The sequence below is a fragment of the Solidesulfovibrio aerotolerans genome, assembly GCF_009856865.1.
In the GTDB taxonomy this organism is placed as follows: Bacteria; Desulfobacterota; Desulfovibrionia; order Desulfovibrionales; family Desulfovibrionaceae; genus Solidesulfovibrio; species Solidesulfovibrio aerotolerans.
In genome coordinates, this window is sequence record NZ_WVUD01000027.1 from 44,212 (window position 1) to 61,094 (window position 16,883).

A 16,883-nucleotide genomic window follows, 5' to 3' on the forward strand; every position below is an offset into this window, starting at 1 on the left:
GACGACCCATGTCAAGCCGCATAACCGAAAAGCCGCGCCAGCCCGGACACGGTCCGGAACTGCCCATGGTCATGTCCGTGACCTCGGGCAAAGGGGGTGTCGGCAAAACCAACATCTCGGTCAACCTCGCCTACTGCCTGTCCCGCATGGGCCGCAAGGTGGTGCTGCTCGACGCCGACCTGGGTCTGGCCAATGTGGACATCCTGCTGGGGCTGGCCCCCAAGACAAACCTCTTCCACCTCTTTCACGAAGGGGTGGAGCTGCGCCAGATCCTGCTCGAAACGCCGTTTGGCTTTTCCATCCTGCCGGCTTCCTCGGGCATAAGCGACATGCTGGCCCTGTCCACCGGCCAAAAGCTCGATCTGCTGGAGGCCATGGATTACCTTGAGGGCAAGATCAACTATTTGATAGTGGACACGGGGGCGGGAATTAATGATAATGTAATATATTTCAACTTGGCCGCCCGCGAGCGTCTGCTCGTCCTGACGACCGAGCCGACCTCGCTGACCGACGCCTACGCCCTGGTCAAGGTCATGCACTTAAACCACGACGTGCACCGCTTCCGGGTCGTGGTGAACATGGCCCAAAGCGCCAAGGCCGCCAAGGCGGTGTTTGAAAAACTCTATGCGGCCTGCGATCATTTTTTGTCAGGCATTTCCCTTGATTTCACGGGATATGTACCGACCGACCCGGCGGTTAAAAACGCGGTGATCCGGCAAAAACCATTTTGCCACCTCACCCCGGATGCTCCGGCGGCAAAAAAACTCATGGATCTGGCACAGGTCATCGACTCCTGGGAAGTGGACGCCAAGCTCGATGGAAACATCAAATTCTTCTGGAAAAAGCTCCTCTTCCAAGAACAGCCCCTGGCTTGATCTCGAGTCGGGAGCCTTGCTGTGGAAAGATTTCAATGCGCGCGATCGGCAGGAGATCGTGCGCCATTACTCGCCCAAAATCAAAATCGTGGCCAGCCGGCTCAAGGTCAAGCTGCCGCCGTCGGTGGAGATGGGCGAATTGTTGAGCGCCGGAGCCATGGGGCTGCTCGAAGCCCTGGGCCGGTTTCGGGCTGAACTCAACATCAAATTCGAGACCTATGCCGAGTCGCGCATCAAAGGGGCCATGCTCGACGATCTGCGCCGCATGGACTGGTTCTCCCGGGGACAGCGGCAGCGGGTGCGCACCCTGGAAGAAGCCACCCGGCGCATTGAAAACGACTCCGGCAGTCCGGCGACCCTTGGACAACTGTCCGAGGCCACGGGCCTGACCGAGCGTGAAGTGTCCATGGGCCTTGAGGCCCTGCAAAACCAGCTGTGCCTGAGCCTGGACGCCATCACCGAGAACATTTCCTCTTATCAAAAGAGCCAACTGGAAAACGAGCCCTATAAATCAGCAGAATTCAAGGAACTCGTCGATAAGCTGGCCTCGCTGATCGACGATTTGACTCCCAGGGAAAAGCTGGTATTGTCGCTTTATTACGGTGAGGAATTGAACATGCGCGAAACCTCGGAAGTCATGGGCATCACCGAGGGTCGGGTTTCGCAACTGCATTCCCAGGCACTGGCCCGGTTGCGGCAGAAGTTCAAGTCCCAATACAATATCGAGCAGCACTAAGTCATACGCAGCAAACGCCAAGACGGACGCATCCTCTGGCCTGATCACCGGCCCTATGGGATGCTCCAAGGCGACTTTTGAAGTAGCACTCTTAAGGAGACGAGCCATGGCCTACAATAAAGAAATGCGCATTCTGGTCGTTGACGACTTCTCCACCATGCGCAGAATCATCAAAAATATCCTTCGCCAATTGGGTTTTTCCAACATCGTTGAAGCCGACGACGGCAGCACGGCCTGGGAAACCCTCAATAAAGACAAGATCGACTTCATCATTTCCGACTGGAACATGCCCAAGATGCCCGGCATCGAACTGCTGCGCAAAGTGCGTTCCAGCGAAGAATTCGGCGCGCTGCCGTTTCTCATGGTCACGGCTGAAGCCCAGCAGGAAAATATCATTGAGGCTGTCCAGGCCAAGGTGTCCAATTACATCGTCAAACCCTTCACAGCCGAGACCCTTGGCCAGAAAATCGACAAAATTTTCGATAAATAGCCCATTGAGGCGGACCGGACCCAGGCAATCGCTGCCCGGAGTCCGGCCCGTCGCACCCGGCAGACCCGCCGCATTGTGCACCGGTGCCCTCCTTGTCACCGGACTTTCTTTCGGATTTCGGGGCCTGTCCGCCGCCCTGCTGACGAGGCCAGAGCATGGTTGACGACGACAGCCTCGATGCACCAATCAAGGCCAAACTTGACGACTCGGAACTCTCCGACGATCTCCCAAAGGCCTTGCAAAAGGTCGATCTCGACCTCGACGACGCACCCTTTCTCGAAGACGAACCGGAAGAAGCCCCGCCATCCCCGGAAGCATCCGGCCCAAGCGAGACGCCGGTTGTTGATGATTCGACCGCCAAATCATCCCGGAAAAAACGCCTGATCCTGCTCGGACTGATTGTCCTGCTGCTGCTGGGCGGCGGTGCGGCCGCCTATTTCCTGGTGCTTAAAAAACCAGCCCCGAAAGCACCGGTGGAGGAGCAAGTCCCCCACGAAGAACCGGCTCCACCACCCCAGATGCCCCCGCCGCCGCCGCCGGAACCGCCTGCGCCCAAACCGGAAATCGTTTTGACCATGGACCCGTTCCTCATTGAACTGATCGATCAGAAAGGGCGCAGCCGGTTTATGACCATCCGCTTCTCGGCGGCCACCCGCGAACACGCCGTGGAACTGGAATTTAAGCGTAATTATATTGTCGTGCGCGACGCCGTGTATTATTATCTGAAAAATAAGAGCCTGGAGTTTTTAACGGACAAGAACAACGCGGACGCGCTGAAAAAAGACGTCCTCTCGGTTATGAACCAGTTCATCGGGGCGCAACCCTTGGATAACCTGCTTATCGAGGATTACCTGGTGAAATAGATGCCCATCGACCTGACCACCATCTTCCAGTCCATGCCCTACGTCCAAAACGTGGCCCACGCCGAACTCGTCCAGCCCGAAGCCCAGCTTCTGGCCTCCCAGGCTCTGGCCCAGCAGGCAGTGACCGAGCAGAACAAGCAGGCCCAGCGCATTGAGCAGCAGGACGCCATGGATTCCGTGCACGACGAGGAGAAACGCAAAGACCCCGGGCAACGTCGCTCCCGGCGCAAGGCCCAGCGTGTTGTGCCGGAATTGGAAGAAACCCAGTCCAGCAACTCCACGCCCTTTGCCGGCCACATCATAAACGTCAAGATCTGATTGCCCATGTCGCAGTACCACCCCCCTATTTCGCCGGCCCTGCGGCAAAGGCTCCGAGCCGCCGCGTCGTCCCGGCCGGGCCACAACAAAACGCCTTTCACCATGGCGCGCCTGACCGATGGCACCCGGGGGGGCTGTCCAGCCCCCGGCCATAGCGGCACTCCTGGCGCTCTGGCGCACCACACCGAAGGTGCCCGCAGTGTCTGTCCAATCATCTCCACGTGCACCCTGGCGCACCACACCGACGCCTCACCGGAACGTCGCGCATGAGCGGCTTTTCCACCCTCGTCATCTTCCTCACCGTGAGCGAACTGGCCTTGCTGCTGCTCGTGGTGCTTTTCTTCTCGCGCCTGCGCCGCTCCGAGGATCTTCTGGCCAAGTTGCAGAAAAACCAGGACGCGTTGCTCAAAAAGCTCGATTTCAACGCCAAGCTCGAACAGGAATTGGTAGGCAGTTTCCAGCGCCGTCAGGCCGAACTGGGCATCCTGGATCAAAAGCTTGAAGAACGCAGCCACCATCTGGAAAAGCTTGTGCGCAAGGCCGAGGAGATCACCCGCTCGCCGGATTTTTTGCGCCAGATTATTGTCAACGGCACCCGCCGGGGCCAGTCGCCCCAGGCTCTGGCCAAGGCCACCGGCCTGTCCCTGGACGAAGTGCAGCTCATTTTGGCGCAAAAGGGCTAGCCAAGGCCCCTTGGAAGCGTGCATTCCTCGCGCCGCGCTGCCCCCCCACAACGAGCTCCCAAAGGCCCCACAGCCCCCAGCATGTCGTTGACGGATTCATAGAAATCCAGCTACCTTGCGGCTTTCAAAGCAGTAGGGATCATGCACGTCGGCTCTCAAGAGGGGTATTATGAAAATTGGCTTGTTTGGCACTCTTGCAGTGCTCATGTGGATCTCTTTGACCCCCGCTGCGGCGCAGCAAGCCATTTCCACGCCGATCCTGACGTCTGCCGAAAATTTTCGCGATATCGCCGGTATAGCCGCCAACAGGGGAGGCACCGGGTTCGCCAACACCACCAGCAACTTCGGCGTGATGCGTACCGGGGTCTTTTATCGCTCCAATGTGCTCAGTCTGAGCAACGCGGATTGGATCACACTGTCGTCCTTGCGCATCGGCCGGGATATTGATTTGCGCACACCCGGCGAGATCAGCGCCGCGCCCGACACGGTGCCGGCCGGTGCCGTTTATACCAACATCAATGTTATCGGCACGGCAAATTTGCCATCCCCCACCCTGTCTACCGTGACCATGGATGCAGTGCTCAGCTACGGGCAAAGTGGCTACCAGACGTTTGTGACCAATCCTGTCGAACGCTCGGGATTTCGCACGGTCCTGCTCACACTGGCCCATGATTCCGGCCCTGACCTGTTCCATTGTTCGCTTGGCAAGGACCGCACCGGCTGGACGGCAGTGCTCCTTGAAAGCATCGCCGGCGTATCCTCGGCCACCATCATGAACGACTATCTGGCCTCCAACACCACTCTGGCCGCGACCATCAGCGCCGAGACAGCAGCCCTTGTCGCAATAGCACCAGAACTGAGCGGAATGAACCTCAATCCGCTGTTCGGTGTGGATTCCAGCTTTCTTCAGGCGGCCCTTGATCAGGCCAACGCTTCCTATGGGTCCATGTACGGCTATCTGATGCAGGGCCTTGGCCTGAGCCTGGAAGACATCTATGTGTTGCGCGGCAAGATGGTCAATTATACGCTGCTCCCCGGTCAGACTGCCTTTGGCGGCAACGACGCTTCCGGGGCCTCGTTTCTCAATGCGTTGCAGAATTCTTCCTTGTCTGGAAATTATACTGCCTATAATTACTATCTCCAGTCGGCAGTGGACACAGGCACGCTCGGAGGCGTCCAACGCCAGATCGGCGGCCAGGTGCATGCCGATACGGCTTCGTATCTGCTGCGCCAACCCCGGTGGATTGATGCCGCGCTTGCGCCCTATGCCGACGGCCTGGACCTTGCGCAAGGCCAGACCCGGGTCTGGCTGGCCGGTCTTGGCGGCGGCTTCTGGTCCCAGGGGCGCTCAGGCATTTCCCCCAGCACCGAACACAGCGCCGGAACACTCATCGGGGCCACCCTGCGGCCAAGCGAGCAGGCCAGTGCCTATCTTGGCCTGGGCGCAACCGCAGGCACGGTGGAAAGCGCCGCAGCCACGGCCACGATCAACACGGTCCTGGCCACCCTCGGCGGGCGCTACGGGTTTGTGTCCCTGGAAACCGGGCCGTATGTGCTGGCGCGCGTCGACGGCGGCTGGGTCGATTCCCAAAGCAGCCGCCCCCTGGGCGGCAATCTGGGCACCGCAACCGGCCGGGTAAACGGCTCGGTTTTCAGCGGGCTGGCCGGTATTGGCGACGTCCTGCGCTTTGATCCGGCAACCATCACGCCGCAACTGGGGTTTCGCGTCACGAATCAAACCCTCGGCGGATTTTCGGAAAGCGGCAGCGAAGTGGCCCTTGACGTTCACGGCCAGAGTAACACCACAACCAGCCTCTTGGCCGACCTCAATCTCAGTCTGGACCCGCGCCAACTGGGAACCTGGACCATCGCGCCTGCCGTCAGCCTCGGATATGAACGGGTGCTCGGCAATCCCCAGGTCGAAAGCACGGCAACGCGCTACGGGGTCGCCGTGAGCCAGAAGTCGGCCTTCGACAGTTGTGATCTTCTAAAAGCCGGTCTGGGCCTGACTACCCGCCATGACGCGTTTGTTATCGAGGCCAAAGCCAACGCCATAGCCGGCAACGCCTCGGGAAGTGCGGGCCTGAGTGGTCAACTTTCGGTGGGGTACCGTTTCTAGGCAGTGGGCGACGCGCAAACTCGATCTGAAAACCGGCGCAACGGCACGTCAGGTGCCGGCACCTTCCTTTCGGGCCAAGCTTGCCGGCACCAATCGTTATGCCCTCGCCGTCGCGGCCGGCCCTCGCGGCTACTGCTTCAGTTCGCGTCCCTTGACCGGGGCGTTGTCGTGGATCTTGGCATCCTTGGGCGGGGTGAAGACGAACAGGTTGTCGGACAGCTTGGGGTTGGCCACAACACCCGTCAGCGTCAGGTCGTTGGTGTTGGCGTAGAAATCCTGGATAAAAATACGGGCGATCATGTCCGTGGACAGGTCGATCCAGACCTTGGCCATGACCAGCCCCGGTTCGGGCTCGCGGGGGGCGAGTTGCAGGACGGCCTGGCCAGGCCCTGCTTCACCGGCCTTGCCGGCCACGACCAGAAAATCCTCGGTCAGATTGGCCTTGCCGGTCAAAAACCGCAGCATCGTCTTGGAATTGATGATCTCTTCCACCGAATAGCGGTAGGCTTCCTTGTCTTCCTCAAAATAATCCCAGACCGCGTCCTTGCCAACGATAAGCAGTTCCTTTTCCGGTTTGACCGTCTCCCAGCGCACCAACGTCGGTTTTTTAAAGACAAACGAACCGGACCGCTGCTCCACGTCGCCGCTGGCGGCATTTTTAATGGCCTGGGAAAACTCGGCGGAAAAGGAGCCAATGGCGGCGTATTTCTTCTGGATACGCCCGGCCAGTTCGGCCGGCTCAGCGGCCAGGGCCGGGACGGCCCGGGCCAAAACAAACAGCAGGAGCAAGGCAACAGCACGATAGTTCATGGGATTTCTCGCTTTGCGGCAGGTGATCCCGCCGCGAAAGGCCGGGCAGGCAGCGGCGTCCGGGCGCTTGGCCGGAAGCCGCCCGCCGTCTTCGTTGTTTCGGATGTCTCGTCCATATGCAGCGTATCACAGGCAGGCCACCAGGACGACCGCCAGCCTTCTTCGTTGTTTTAGATGTCTCGTCCACATGGAGCGTATGGCAGGCAGGACACCAGGACGACCGCCCGCCTCAATCTTTGTTTCGGATGACCGAGCGCGGTTTGCTGCCTTCCTGGGGACCAAGCAGGCCGTCGCGCTCCATCTGTTCGATAAACCGGGCCGCCCGGTTAAAGCCAATGCGGAACCGGCGCTGGATCAGGGAAATGGAGGCCTTGCCCTGCTCCATGACAAAATCCACAGCCTGGGGATAGACGGCGTCGGAGGCCGTGTCGTCGCCGCCGTCACCGACAAGGTCGCCGCCTGCGCCGTCGCCGCCTTTCTGCCATTCGCTGAAATCCAGTTTGTAGCTCGGCGCAGCCTTGCTTTTCCAGAATTCCACCACCGCGGCAGTTTCCTCGTCCGAGACAAAGGCCCCGTGCATGCGCACGGTCTTGCCACCGCTGGGCTTATAGAGCATGTCGCCACGCCCGAGCAGATATTCCGCGCCCACGGCATCGAGAATGGTGCGCGAATCGTGCTTGCTGGTCACCTGAAACGAGATGCGGGTGGGGAAGTTGGCTTTGATCAGGCCCGTGACCACATCGACGCTGGGCCGCTGGGTGGCCAGAATCAGGTGGATGCCGCCGGCCCGGGCCAACTGGGCCAAACGCACGATGCTCACCTCCACTTCCTTGGCCGCCGTCATCATGAGGTCGGCCAATTCGTCAATGACGATGACAAGGTAGGGCAACGGCTCCAGCTCGGCCAATTCGGGCTCGCGGGCATCGCCGAGCTTTTCGAGCTTCTCGTTGTAGCTGGCGATATTGCGTACGCCAAGAAGGGCCATGGCCTCGTAGCGCCGGTCCATCTCGGCCACGGCCCAGTCCAGGGCGGATTTGGCCATGGCCGTTTCGGTCACCACCGGATGCACCAGATGGGGCAGGTCGTTATACACCGACAGCTCAATGCGCTTGGGATCGACCAGCAGCAGCTTCACCTCGTCCGGGGTGGCTTTGTAAAGAATCGAGAGCAGGATGCCGTTGATGCACACGCTCTTGCCGCTGCCGGTGGCTCCGGCCACGAGCAGGTGGGGCATGCGGGCCAGATCGGCCACATGGGGCCGGCCCTGGATGTCCTTGCCAATGGCCAGGGTCAGGCGCGAGGCCGAAGCGCGAAAGACGTCGGCGTCGAGAATTTCGCGAAAATAGACCGTCTGGCGCTTGGCATTGGGGATCTCAACGCCGACTGTATCCTTGCCCGGGATGGGGTCAATGCGGACAGCCAGCGCCTTCATGGACAGGGCCAGATCCACGGACAGCCCGACGATGCGGCTGATTTTCACACCCGGCGCGGGTTTGACCTCGAACATGGTGACCACCGGCCCCGGCACCACCCGCGTGACCTCGCCCTGGATGCCGAAGTCGTTTAAACAGGTGATAAGGCTCTCGGCCTGACCCCGGCAGATGGCCGGATCAGCCGGTACCATTTCCGCTGCCGGCGGCACCGAGAGCAGATCCAGCGGCGGCAGGGTCATGTCGCCGGACGCGGCAGCGGCCCGGCCGGCCTTGATGGCCTGTTTGGCGGTCATCACCGGCTTGGGGGTCGGTCCCGGCACAAGGACCGGCGCATCTTCCGGCTTGGCTGCGGCGGCGGGTTTGGCCGGTCCCGGCACCTTGGAGGCGTTGGCACCGGCGACCTGCTCCACCACGGCGTCCAGAAAGCGGTCCACGGCTTCCGAAGGTCCGGCCGCGTCTTCGAGGGCGGCGGCGGCGGCGGCAGCGGCGGCGGCCGGGGCGGGTTCGGCTTTTTTGGGGCGCGCCGCGCGCACCGGCTTGGGCGCGGTGTCAGCGGCATCAGGGGCGCTCGCCTGCGCCTCCCGGGCGGCGGCCCGACGCTCGCGCCAGGAAGCAAACGCATCGCCGATGCGCCAAAACTGGTCGTTAACCACTGCCGCCAGGGGCCGCCAGAAATTGTCCAGGGTCAGGTCGAACAGGAACTGCATGGCGGCAATAAAGCCGAACAGCAGCAGGCAAACGGCCCCGAAAACGCTCAGATAGCTATTGAGCAATTCAAAAAGGACGTGCCCTATCTGGCCGCCGCCGTACACCCGCCCGACGCTGATCGCTTCGCCCCAAGCCGAACCCAGAAAAATCAGGACAACCAGGACGAGAAGCGCCAGTCCAACGCTGCGGCGAAACGGCAAAGCCAGTCGCGGAGCCAAAAACCGCAGCCCGCGCCACGCAATCAGTCCCGGTACGAGATAGCCCCACACACCCAGGTATTCCGCCAGAAAGCCGCCCCAATACGCCCCGACACGTCCGGCCTTGTTGACGACGATCTGTTTGGCCGCGACAACTTGGTTAAAACCCGGATCGACGGAACTGTAAGTGTAGAGGGCAACACAGGTGTAGACAGCCAGGAACAGCGCCCCCAACCCGACCAGTTCCCTGGTCAGGCGGAAGCTGCCGTCCCCGACATTTGGACCATTCCCGGCCATTTTGGGGCTATTCCCGGCCAATGTACTCGCCCGAGCGGGTATCGACCTTGATCTTCTCGCCAATATTGACAAACAGCGGCACGTTGACGGAGATGCCGGATTCGAGGATTGCCGGTTTGCTGGCACCGCTGACGGTGTCGCCCTTGACCCCGGGCTCGGTCTCGGTGACTTCCAAAACCACCCAGGCCGGCAGGTCGATGTCCAGGGGCTGGCCCTTATAGAGCAGCATCTTCAGCTCCATGCCGTCTTTGAGATAGCCGCCCTTCTCGCCAATCTGGGCCACGCCGGCGTGCATCTGCTCGTAGCTCTCCATGTCCATGAAGACGAAATCATCGCTTTCGCGGTAGAGATACTGCATCTCCTTGGATTCAAGGTCGGGCTTGACCATCTTTTCACCGGACCGGAAGGTGTTTTCCACCACCCGGCCGTTGATCATATTTTTAAGCTTGGTACGAATAAACGCGCCGCCCTTGCCGGGCTTGACGTGGAGGAAATCCACGATTTCGTAAGGCACACCATCCATTTCAATCTTGAGGCCGCGACGGAAATCGGTCGTGGAAAGCATTGTATCTCCTTAGATATAATTGGGATTTTCAGTAATTTGCTGCCACAGGGCCAGGACGGCAAGGGCGTAGCTGGTGACGCCGAAGCCGGCGATGCAGCCGATGCAGTTCTTGCCGATAAGGCTTTTGTGTCGCAGCGGTTCGTCGGTGCGGGCGAAAATATTGGAAATGTGCACCTCGACGCACGGAATGCCGATCCAGGCCAGACAGTCGGCCAAAGCCAGACTGGTATGGGTGTAGGCTCCGGCGTTGAGCACAATGCCGTCCAGGCCGTCTTTCCAGGCCTGCTCCAGACGGTCGATGCACTGCCCTTCGCTGTTGGCCTGATGGAACTGCAATTCCAGCCGATCCGCCTGTGGCCCGAGCATCTCGCGCACCATCGCCGGCAGATCTTCAATGGTGCGGCTGCCGTAAATTTCCGGCTGGCGCACACCGATAAAACCAAGGTTGGGTCCATTTAAAACCAGCAGCCTGACCTTGCGCATGCTCGCTTCCTTTTCCCTTATGCCGCCCCCGGCGGCCTTGACGGATGTCCCCCGGACAGTCACAACCCCGGCATGGACGATCAAGCCCAGAAACACACGGACCTTGGACTGACCTTGCTGAATACGGCCTATCTGGCCAATCAGCTGCCAACCTTTGACGCACCCCAAATCGCCCTGGCCGGACGCTCCAATGTGGGGAAATCCACTTTGGTCAACTGCTTAGCCGGCCGCAAGGCCCTGGCCAAGACCAGCGCCACCCCGGGCAAAACCCGCAGCCTTAATTTTTATATGGCCGAAAGGCATGGCTTTTGCCTGGTGGATCTGCCGGGCTACGGCTACGCCCGCTGCTCCATGGCCGAACGCGACAAATGGGCCAAACTCATCGAATCCTATATCAAGTCGTCCCAAAGCCTGCTGGCTGTCACAGCGCTTATCGACTGCCGGCTGCCGCCCCAGCGCCTGGACATGGAGCTGGTGGACTGGCTGCGCTCCCGGCGCATGCCGGTGCTGGTCGTTTTGACCAAGGCCGAAAAAGTGGCCCAACGTGACCGGGAGGCCCGGAAAAAAGAGTGGCGGGAGCTCGCGCAACCCGCCTTCCCGCCCATTGTATTTTCCGGCAAGACCGGCCTTGGCCGGGAGGCGCTGTGCCGCGTCCTGATCGAAACCGCGCTTATGGCCGGGGCTCCTCCCGCTCTGTAAAAAAGCTGGTGAGAAACTCCGTATCCCGGGGGCTGAGGTTAAACTGCATGGCTGCCTGGTCAATGAGCGCGGCAAACGGCTTGCCCGTCAGTCCCCGCTGCTCGTCGATCCATTTGACGGCGCGTCTGGTCAATTCGCCTTGCGGCATGATCGTGGCCATGAAGCCTCCTTGCTCGGCCACAAGGCATACACGAGGCCGGGCCGGCTTGCAACGTGCCCGGTCCTTAGGGTAAGCCGCCCCAAAATCAAGCTCCAGGAGAGCCCGCCCCCATGACTGAATCCCTTGCCGCCGTTGTCCTAGGTCTAGTGGAAGGAGCCACGGAATTTCTGCCTGTCTCCTCCACCGGCCACCTCATCCTGGTTGGCCATCTCATTGGTTTCACTGGCGAAAAAGCCGACAGTTTCGAAGTCATCATCCAACTCGGGGCCATTTTGGCCGTGGTGTGCCTGTATTGGCAGCGGTTTTGGTGGCTTATTTCCCCCAAACCCCTGCACGCCTTTTCCGGGTTTCGCGGCCTCTGGATGCTGTTTTTGACCTCGCTTCCGGCCGGCATCGTCGGCCTTGTGGCCCGAAAATACATCAAAGCCCATCTGTTCGGCCCGACCACCGTGGCCCTGGCCCTGGCCGTGGGGGCGCTCATGATCTTTTGGGTCGAACGGCGCAAGGTGCGTGACCGCTACTACACCTTAGACGAAATGACGCCCGGCTTGGCCCTGGGCATCGGCTGTTTCCAGTGCCTGTCGCTGTGGCCCGGTTTCTCGCGTTCGGCCGCCACCATCATGGGCGGCATGCTGCTCGGGGCCAAGCGGGGGCTGGCTGCGGAATATTCGTTTATTGCCGCCGTGCCGCTCATGTTTGCGGCCACGCTGTATGATTTTTACAAAAGCGCGGACCTCTACACCGCCGACGACCTCGGCGTCCTGGCCATCGGCTTCGTGGTGTCGTTTATCGCGGCCCTGGTTGCGGTGAAGGGGTTTATCGTACTGGTCAAACGGGTGTCGCTGCGCCCCTTCGCCTGGTACCGGCTGGCCCTGGCAGCAGCGGTATTTCTTTTCTGGCCGAAATAGCGGGCCGAAAAAAATACTTGCCAACGGGGTCAGGATTGATTAAGTACCCGCTTCTGCGCAGCAATGCGGTTTGGCGAGGTAGCTCAGTTGGTTAGAGCATGCGGCTCATATCCGCAGTGTCGGGGGTTCAATTCCCTCCCTCGCTACCATATATCAAGTCAGGACAGTCAAATTTAGACTGTATTTCCTGAGAATCACGGACAAAGCCGGACTAGCAATAGTCCGGCTTTGTCTTTTGCCGCCAGTCAGGACGGCCCGCTGTTTCGCTTGGGCAGCCATGTGCGACCAAAAGCGCCACCGGCTCTCGGCTGCCCGCCGTCGTTTAGCCCAGGGCAAGACGGATGGTCAGCAAGGCATTGCAGGCATCTGACCGGCCCTGGCGCTTGGCCGGGTAAAACGTCGCAGCATCGCCCTGGCCGTGTGTCGCGGTTCCAATATGTTGTGGGAGGATCTGCCCAAAGCCGTAAGTGAAATCCGACGCGGGCTGTCGCCGGGCGGCCGGGGCTTTCTGGGCGGCGGGCTGGGGCCGCCGCCCAGGCGGGATAGTATTTGTCGCCAGATGGCCGGACGCGCGCCCCGGTGGGCGCAGGGCTGTCCGACTCCCCGGCCGGCCAGACGCACCGCTGTTGCCGCAGGCACTGCCACGTAAAGCGCTGCAAAGCGCCTTGTCGACAGCAACATCCCGGTTCTCGGCCAGGACGCTGCGCTATGCTGCCTCACTCCAGCAACCCCGCCAATTGCGGAGCGACCTTGCCGGGAATGAATTCAATCACTTCATACTCGGCCGCACCCTCCCGGCAAAACGGATCGTCGGCCAAAATCGTTTCCAGAACCTGCCGGCTTTTGGCCTGGGCCAAAATCACGCCGCCGGTGCGTGGTTCACGTCGCCCCGAGGCCAAAAACACGCCTCCCGCATAATTGGCTTCCAGGAAACGAATATGTTCTGCCAGCAGGGCATCAATCACGTCCAGGGACTTTTTATACGTCAAGACAACGACGAACACAGGCAGCCTCCTTTTCCTTTGGGAAACAATCGTATACCGTGAGCAGAACATGGCCGGCAACACGGCCGTCTGACCCAGGTCGCCCCCCGAGAAGGAGCAACGCCCATGGATGCAACCGACATCGACGATATCGCCACCCTGCTCGATGGTTTAAAGCTCGGCGCGGCCCTTGGCTGGAAAGAAGTGCGCGTCATCGCCGCCTACATGCAGGTCAAAAGCTTTTCCGCCGGCACGACCATCATCCAGGAAGGCCGCAAGGCCACGTCCCTGGCCTTTATCGACCAGGGTGTGGTCACCATTCAAAAGGAAGAGGCCGGGGGCTCGGAGCGCCACATCATTGATCTGTCCCGCGACGCCGTCATTGGCGAGGTGGCTTTTTTCGACAGCGAACCACGCTCGGCAACCGTTGTGGCCAAGACCGACGTGCGCCTGCTCATCCTCACCCGGGAGCGTTTCGACGAACTGGCCGCAACCAACCCGGATCTGGCTATTATGGTGCTCTTTTACATCGGCCGGGTGCTCAGCCGCCGTCTGCGCCAGGTGACAGGCCGTTTTGTCGGGCTTCTGGCCTGATGGCGCAGGCACAACAACCAGACTGTTTGTTGTGCCTAAAAACTCTGTATGCAGTGTGGTGCGGCCTGCCGAACCGGCACGAAGAGGACTGCCCGCACCCTCTGGGCGTGCGGGCAGTGCAAAATAGCCACAAGACAAGACAGTCCCCTGTTGGGCAACACACCCCTCAAGCGCGTGCGGCCTGCCTGGCCCACCAGCCCCACCCGCATCGTCTCCGTCCCACACCTGGCGCGTGCGGGCAGCCCAAACGCGACCTTAGGCCGGAAGGGCCGTCCGTCCTGCTTCCAAACCGGAAATGACGGTCTCCAAGCCCCGGGCCTGCCCGGCCAGGGCCGTCACAGCCTGGGCCGAAGCGGTCATGGCCTCTGACGTTTCCTGGGAGATGCGCCGAATTTCCTCGGCCGCCTCGCGGATCTCGCCGGTTGTCGCCGACTGCTCTTCTGCTGCGGCCGCCATGGACCGGATCTGGTCCGAAGTGCGGGAAACGATACCCACGATTTCTTCCAGCATTGCCCCTGAAGCATTGGCCTTGTCCGTTCCGGCTGCGATGGCTTTGGTAGTTTCGTCGGTCTTGGCGCTGTTGCGCTGGACACTTTGCTGCATGGTGGTGATAAATCCGGCCACATCCTTGGTGGCGGTCATGGTCTTTTCCGCCAGTTTGCGCACCTCATCCGCCACTACGGCGAAACCTCGCCCGGCGTCGCCGGCCCGGGCCGCCTCAATGGCGGCATTTAAGGCCAGCAGATTGGTCTGATCCGCGATATCGGCGATAACACCCATGATCTTGCCGATGCCGTCGGCCTGGGTTCCCAGTTCATCCATGTCCAGACGCAGTTCTTCGGCCAGCTTGTTGACATTGCGGATGGCAGTCACCACCTCTCCCACCATGGACGCACCGGAGGTGGCCTTGCTGCGGGCGTCGTCGGCCAGGGCTGCGGCTGCCGAAGCATTGCGAGCCACTTCAAAGACGGCGTCATTCATGGCATCCATGGCCATGGCGGTTTCGTTGATACGTTCCTTCTGGGTCGAAGCACCCAGTTCCACAGTGTCCACCTGTCGGGCGAGATCTTCGGTTTCAGCGGCCAGGGTGTCGGCGATGGACTTGGCTTCCTTGGCCGTATCCAGCATCCGCACGGTCTGCTCGCGCATAAGGCCCTCATTGTGGCGCAAGGCGGAATAATCGGAATAGACGCACAGCGATCCCATGAGTTTGCCGTTGATGGCGTTGTAAAGGACCGTGGCGTGGATAAGGACGTTGCGCACGTTTCCTTTGCGGGAAACAAGTTCGACCTCTTTGCGGATCTGCTTTTTTTCGGCCATGGACTGCCCAAGGACCGTCTTGCGGCTGGAATCCCCATAGAAAAACTGGGCGACGTTTTGTCCGTAATAGTCTTCGGGCCGCCCCGACTGCTCCAATAAAGCCATGAGGCTGTCATTGGTCAGGCGCAGATTCTCAGCGGCGTCCACCACCACGAATGGGGTGGCCATGCCGCCTACGATGCCCTGGTAATAACCAAGCGAATCCTCCAGATTGGCCACCATGTCGCGCAACGAACGACTTATGGCCTCAAACTCCCGAGGCAGCCCCGTTTTGGGGGTCGTGCTGAAATCGCCGGTCGCAATGGTGCTGGCGTAACGGATCAAGGCATCGGCACCGCTGGTCACCCCTCGAATAAGCCCGGCAATGAGGAGGAGCAGCAGAATCACCGACACGACGGCCATGACCAAAAACATCTTAAAAACCGAGGCTTCCCCTTCCTCAATGGCCGCCAGATTGGCTTTGCCCACCGCGCGCTGGGTCTCAATGGCTTCCAGCACGGTTTTTTTGAGCGCCCGCCACAGCGGCGTCTCTTCAGTATTGAGCAAGGCGACAGCCTTGGCGGCATCACCGGCAGAGGCGATGTCCATGAGCCTGCGTTTGAGCGCATGGCTGGCCTCCCACTGGGGGCCAAGGCCGGACAGGGTCGTGGCCATGCTGCCTCGGGCCAGGGCTGAAGCCGAGGCCAGTGCGTCACGAAATTGCTTGTCCGCGTTTGTGTAATTCTCCCGAGCCTTGTTGTCGGCCGGATTGAGCAGCACGTTGCGGGTGGCCTGCTCGGTCTGCAGCCCCTGAGCGTATACATCCTGGAGATGATACAGCAACGGACCGTCCACCGAACTGACATTTTCGAGATAGCCCAGCATCCTGCTTTGCTGCACATACAAAAGGCCAAGCGTCAGACTTGCTCCGATGACACTGGCAAAGCCAAGAATCAAGAGCAACGATTTCAGGCTCACGCGGCGCATAGATTCCTCCCGGGCAAAGCGTAAGGGCCGTGGTTGCTGCAAACAGCCGCCAAAAGTATGGGGTTCTGTCCGTTTCTTCCCACAACTGACACCGCTTTGAAAATCATTTTTAACATTTACGTCATTGAATTGTCGTTTGCAAGACCAACCCGCCATGATAATTTACTCACAATGATCGCCACGTGACTGCAAAATTGCAGCCTGCATTTGTGAAATAAAGAACAAAACCCCGTCCATTCCCCGACAGCTTCGAAAAACTGACTGACATGGACGTTGCATCCAAGAGAACTATCCGCTGTTTTGCGCATGCATTGCCAGAGGTTGTGTCCGCAGCGCGTCGGCTACAGCCGCCATGCCGCCCCCTCGTTTGCCGGGACACGTCGCTTGCCGCCGCCCGCCCCTTGATTTCTGCCTCCCATCCTGGCCAAGTGGAGTGCATGGCCTGGGCGGGCAGCCACAACCGGGTGGACCTGCGACAACGTTGCGACCTGGCAAACAGACAGTAAACCTGCAGCCAGCTCAACGGAAACGGGAAATGATTATTTTAGTACATTACTGTCCGGCTAAGAAAAGGCTTGACGCCTGAAAGCGACAACTGGTGCAAGCTCATGATGCCTTTCCACTTAGGCGATCAATTTTGAAAAAATGGCATAAATTGCCATGACATCAAGTTCAA

General features: G+C 60.2%; 17 protein-coding genes and 1 tRNA gene. 11 read left to right on the forward strand and 7 right to left on the reverse strand.

The features are described 5' to 3' along the window. The first annotated feature begins 8 nt into the window (after positions 1-8). From GTA51_RS13980 to GTA51_RS14010, 7 genes are all read left to right on the forward strand, one after another. Complete coding sequence (locus GTA51_RS13980; RefSeq protein WP_160962068.1) at positions 9-875, forward strand: MinD/ParA family protein; 867 nt, start codon at positions 9-11, stop codon at positions 873-875. Then, on the forward strand, positions 817-1,611 hold the full coding sequence (locus GTA51_RS13985) for a FliA/WhiG family RNA polymerase sigma factor (protein ID WP_160962070.1): 795 nt from the start codon (positions 817-819) through the stop codon (positions 1,609-1,611). The genes GTA51_RS13980 and GTA51_RS13985 overlap by 59 nt, the downstream gene beginning before the upstream one ends. A 106-nt stretch (positions 1,612-1,717) precedes the next feature. Next, entirely contained in the window at positions 1,718-2,101 is a 384-nt protein-coding gene (locus tag GTA51_RS13990) for a chemotaxis response regulator CheY (RefSeq protein ID WP_160962072.1), read from the forward strand. A gap of 155 nt (positions 2,102-2,256) precedes the next feature. Next, on the forward strand, positions 2,257-2,964 hold the full coding sequence (locus tag GTA51_RS13995) for a flagellar basal body-associated FliL family protein (RefSeq protein WP_160962074.1): 708 nt from the start codon (positions 2,257-2,259) through the stop codon (positions 2,962-2,964). After that, on the forward strand, positions 2,965-3,282 hold the full coding sequence (locus GTA51_RS14000; RefSeq protein ID WP_160962076.1) for a hypothetical protein: 318 nt from the start codon (positions 2,965-2,967) through the stop codon (positions 3,280-3,282). It begins immediately after the preceding gene. Between the two features lie 266 nt (positions 3,283-3,548). Next, positions 3,549-3,965 carry a hypothetical protein gene (locus GTA51_RS14005; protein WP_160962078.1) on the forward strand — a complete coding sequence of 139 codons (417 nt, stop codon included), beginning with the start codon at positions 3,549-3,551 and terminating at the stop codon, positions 3,963-3,965. A 169-nt stretch (positions 3,966-4,134) separates the two neighbouring features. Next, positions 4,135-6,084 (forward strand): tyrosine-protein phosphatase, encoded by a 1,950-nt coding sequence (locus GTA51_RS14010; protein WP_160962080.1) that lies wholly within the window; start codon positions 4,135-4,137, stop codon positions 6,082-6,084. Positions 6,085-6,213: 129 nt separating this feature from the next. On the opposite strand, the gene lolA is transcribed toward GTA51_RS14010, so the two are convergent. The 4 genes from lolA to GTA51_RS14030 form a co-directional block, all read right to left on the reverse strand. Continuing rightward, a complete protein-coding gene (gene lolA, locus GTA51_RS14015) occupies positions 6,214-6,894 on the reverse strand; it encodes an outer membrane lipoprotein periplasmic chaperone LolA (RefSeq protein WP_160962082.1) in 681 nt (226 codons plus the stop codon). 229 nt (positions 6,895-7,123) lie between these two features. Continuing rightward, complete coding sequence (locus tag GTA51_RS14020) at positions 7,124-9,529, reverse strand: DNA translocase FtsK (protein WP_160962084.1); 2,406 nt, start codon at positions 9,527-9,529, stop codon at positions 7,124-7,126. Positions 9,530-9,536: 7 nt separating this feature from the next. Then, positions 9,537-10,094: an elongation factor P gene (efp, locus tag GTA51_RS14025; RefSeq protein ID WP_160962086.1), complete on the reverse strand. Its 558-nt coding sequence runs from the start codon at positions 10,092-10,094 to the stop codon at positions 9,537-9,539. A gap of 9 nt (positions 10,095-10,103) precedes the next feature. Then, a complete protein-coding gene (locus tag GTA51_RS14030; protein WP_160962088.1) occupies positions 10,104-10,577 on the reverse strand; it encodes a type II 3-dehydroquinate dehydratase in 474 nt (157 codons plus the stop codon). 72 nt (positions 10,578-10,649) lie between these two features. Between GTA51_RS14030 and yihA the strand changes: the two genes are divergently transcribed. Beyond that, the gene (gene yihA, locus GTA51_RS14035) at positions 10,650-11,276 is read left to right on the forward strand and encodes a ribosome biogenesis GTP-binding protein YihA/YsxC (RefSeq protein ID WP_160962090.1); all 627 of its coding nucleotides are present in this window, start codon (positions 10,650-10,652) and stop codon (positions 11,274-11,276) included. On the opposite strand, the gene GTA51_RS14040 is transcribed toward yihA, so the two are convergent. Beyond that, on the reverse strand, positions 11,248-11,436 hold the full coding sequence (locus GTA51_RS14040; RefSeq protein ID WP_160962092.1) for a hypothetical protein: 189 nt from the start codon (positions 11,434-11,436) through the stop codon (positions 11,248-11,250). The two genes, yihA and GTA51_RS14040, sit on opposite strands and share 29 nt — an antisense overlap. Before the next feature lie 110 nt (positions 11,437-11,546). Here GTA51_RS14040 and GTA51_RS14045 point away from each other — a divergent pair, with 110 nt between their 5' ends. Beyond that, positions 11,547-12,344: an undecaprenyl-diphosphate phosphatase gene (locus tag GTA51_RS14045; protein ID WP_160962094.1), complete on the forward strand. Its 798-nt coding sequence runs from the start codon at positions 11,547-11,549 to the stop codon at positions 12,342-12,344. A 72-nt stretch (positions 12,345-12,416) separates the two neighbouring features. Then, positions 12,417-12,493: transfer RNA gene (locus GTA51_RS14050), tRNA-Met, on the forward strand. A 567-nt stretch (positions 12,494-13,060) separates the two neighbouring features. Here GTA51_RS14050 and GTA51_RS14055 read toward each other — a convergent pair. After that, positions 13,061-13,348, reverse strand: coding sequence for a YciI family protein (locus GTA51_RS14055; protein ID WP_160962096.1), 288 nt, complete (start codon positions 13,346-13,348; stop codon positions 13,061-13,063). A 105-nt stretch (positions 13,349-13,453) separates the two neighbouring features. On the opposite strand from GTA51_RS14055, the gene GTA51_RS14060 reads away from it, so the two are divergent. Next, positions 13,454-13,921 carry a Crp/Fnr family transcriptional regulator gene (locus GTA51_RS14060; protein ID WP_160962098.1) on the forward strand — a complete coding sequence of 156 codons (468 nt, stop codon included), beginning with the start codon at positions 13,454-13,456 and terminating at the stop codon, positions 13,919-13,921. A 255-nt stretch (positions 13,922-14,176) separates the two neighbouring features. Here the strand turns inward: GTA51_RS14060 and GTA51_RS14065 are convergent, their stop codons facing one another. Continuing rightward, on the reverse strand, positions 14,177-16,207 hold the full coding sequence (locus GTA51_RS14065; RefSeq protein ID WP_160962100.1) for a methyl-accepting chemotaxis protein: 2,031 nt from the start codon (positions 16,205-16,207) through the stop codon (positions 14,177-14,179). Positions 16,208-16,883 lie beyond the last annotated feature (676 nt).

Coding starts and splice junctions, on each gene's coding strand:
- GTA51_RS14005 (WP_160962078.1), top strand. CDS start 3,549: ATGAGCGGCTTTTCCACCCTCGTCATCTTCCTCACCGTGAGCGAACTG.
- yihA (WP_160962090.1), top strand. CDS start 10,650: ATGGACGATCAAGCCCAGAAACACACGGACCTTGGACTGACCTTGCTG.
- GTA51_RS14060 (WP_160962098.1), top strand. CDS start 13,454: ATGGATGCAACCGACATCGACGATATCGCCACCCTGCTCGATGGTTTA.
- GTA51_RS14040 (WP_160962092.1), bottom strand. CDS start 11,436: ATGGCCACGATCATGCCGCAAGGCGAATTGACCAGACGCGCCGTCAAA.
- GTA51_RS14045 (WP_160962094.1), top strand. CDS start 11,547: ATGACTGAATCCCTTGCCGCCGTTGTCCTAGGTCTAGTGGAAGGAGCC.
- GTA51_RS13990 (WP_160962072.1), top strand. CDS start 1,718: ATGGCCTACAATAAAGAAATGCGCATTCTGGTCGTTGACGACTTCTCC.
- efp (WP_160962086.1), bottom strand. CDS start 10,094: ATGCTTTCCACGACCGATTTCCGTCGCGGCCTCAAGATTGAAATGGAT.
- GTA51_RS13985 (WP_160962070.1), top strand. CDS start 817: ATGGAAACATCAAATTCTTCTGGAAAAAGCTCCTCTTCCAAGAACAGC.
- GTA51_RS14065 (WP_160962100.1), bottom strand. CDS start 16,207: ATGCGCCGCGTGAGCCTGAAATCGTTGCTCTTGATTCTTGGCTTTGCC.
- GTA51_RS14030 (WP_160962088.1), bottom strand. CDS start 10,577: ATGCGCAAGGTCAGGCTGCTGGTTTTAAATGGACCCAACCTTGGTTTT.
- GTA51_RS13980 (WP_160962068.1), top strand. CDS start 9: ATGTCAAGCCGCATAACCGAAAAGCCGCGCCAGCCCGGACACGGTCCG.
- GTA51_RS14010 (WP_160962080.1), top strand. CDS start 4,135: ATGAAAATTGGCTTGTTTGGCACTCTTGCAGTGCTCATGTGGATCTCT.
- GTA51_RS14020 (WP_160962084.1), bottom strand. CDS start 9,529: ATGGCCGGGAATGGTCCAAATGTCGGGGACGGCAGCTTCCGCCTGACC.
- GTA51_RS13995 (WP_160962074.1), top strand. CDS start 2,257: ATGGTTGACGACGACAGCCTCGATGCACCAATCAAGGCCAAACTTGAC.
- lolA (WP_160962082.1), bottom strand. CDS start 6,894: ATGAACTATCGTGCTGTTGCCTTGCTCCTGCTGTTTGTTTTGGCCCGG.
- GTA51_RS14000 (WP_160962076.1), top strand. CDS start 2,965: ATGCCCATCGACCTGACCACCATCTTCCAGTCCATGCCCTACGTCCAA.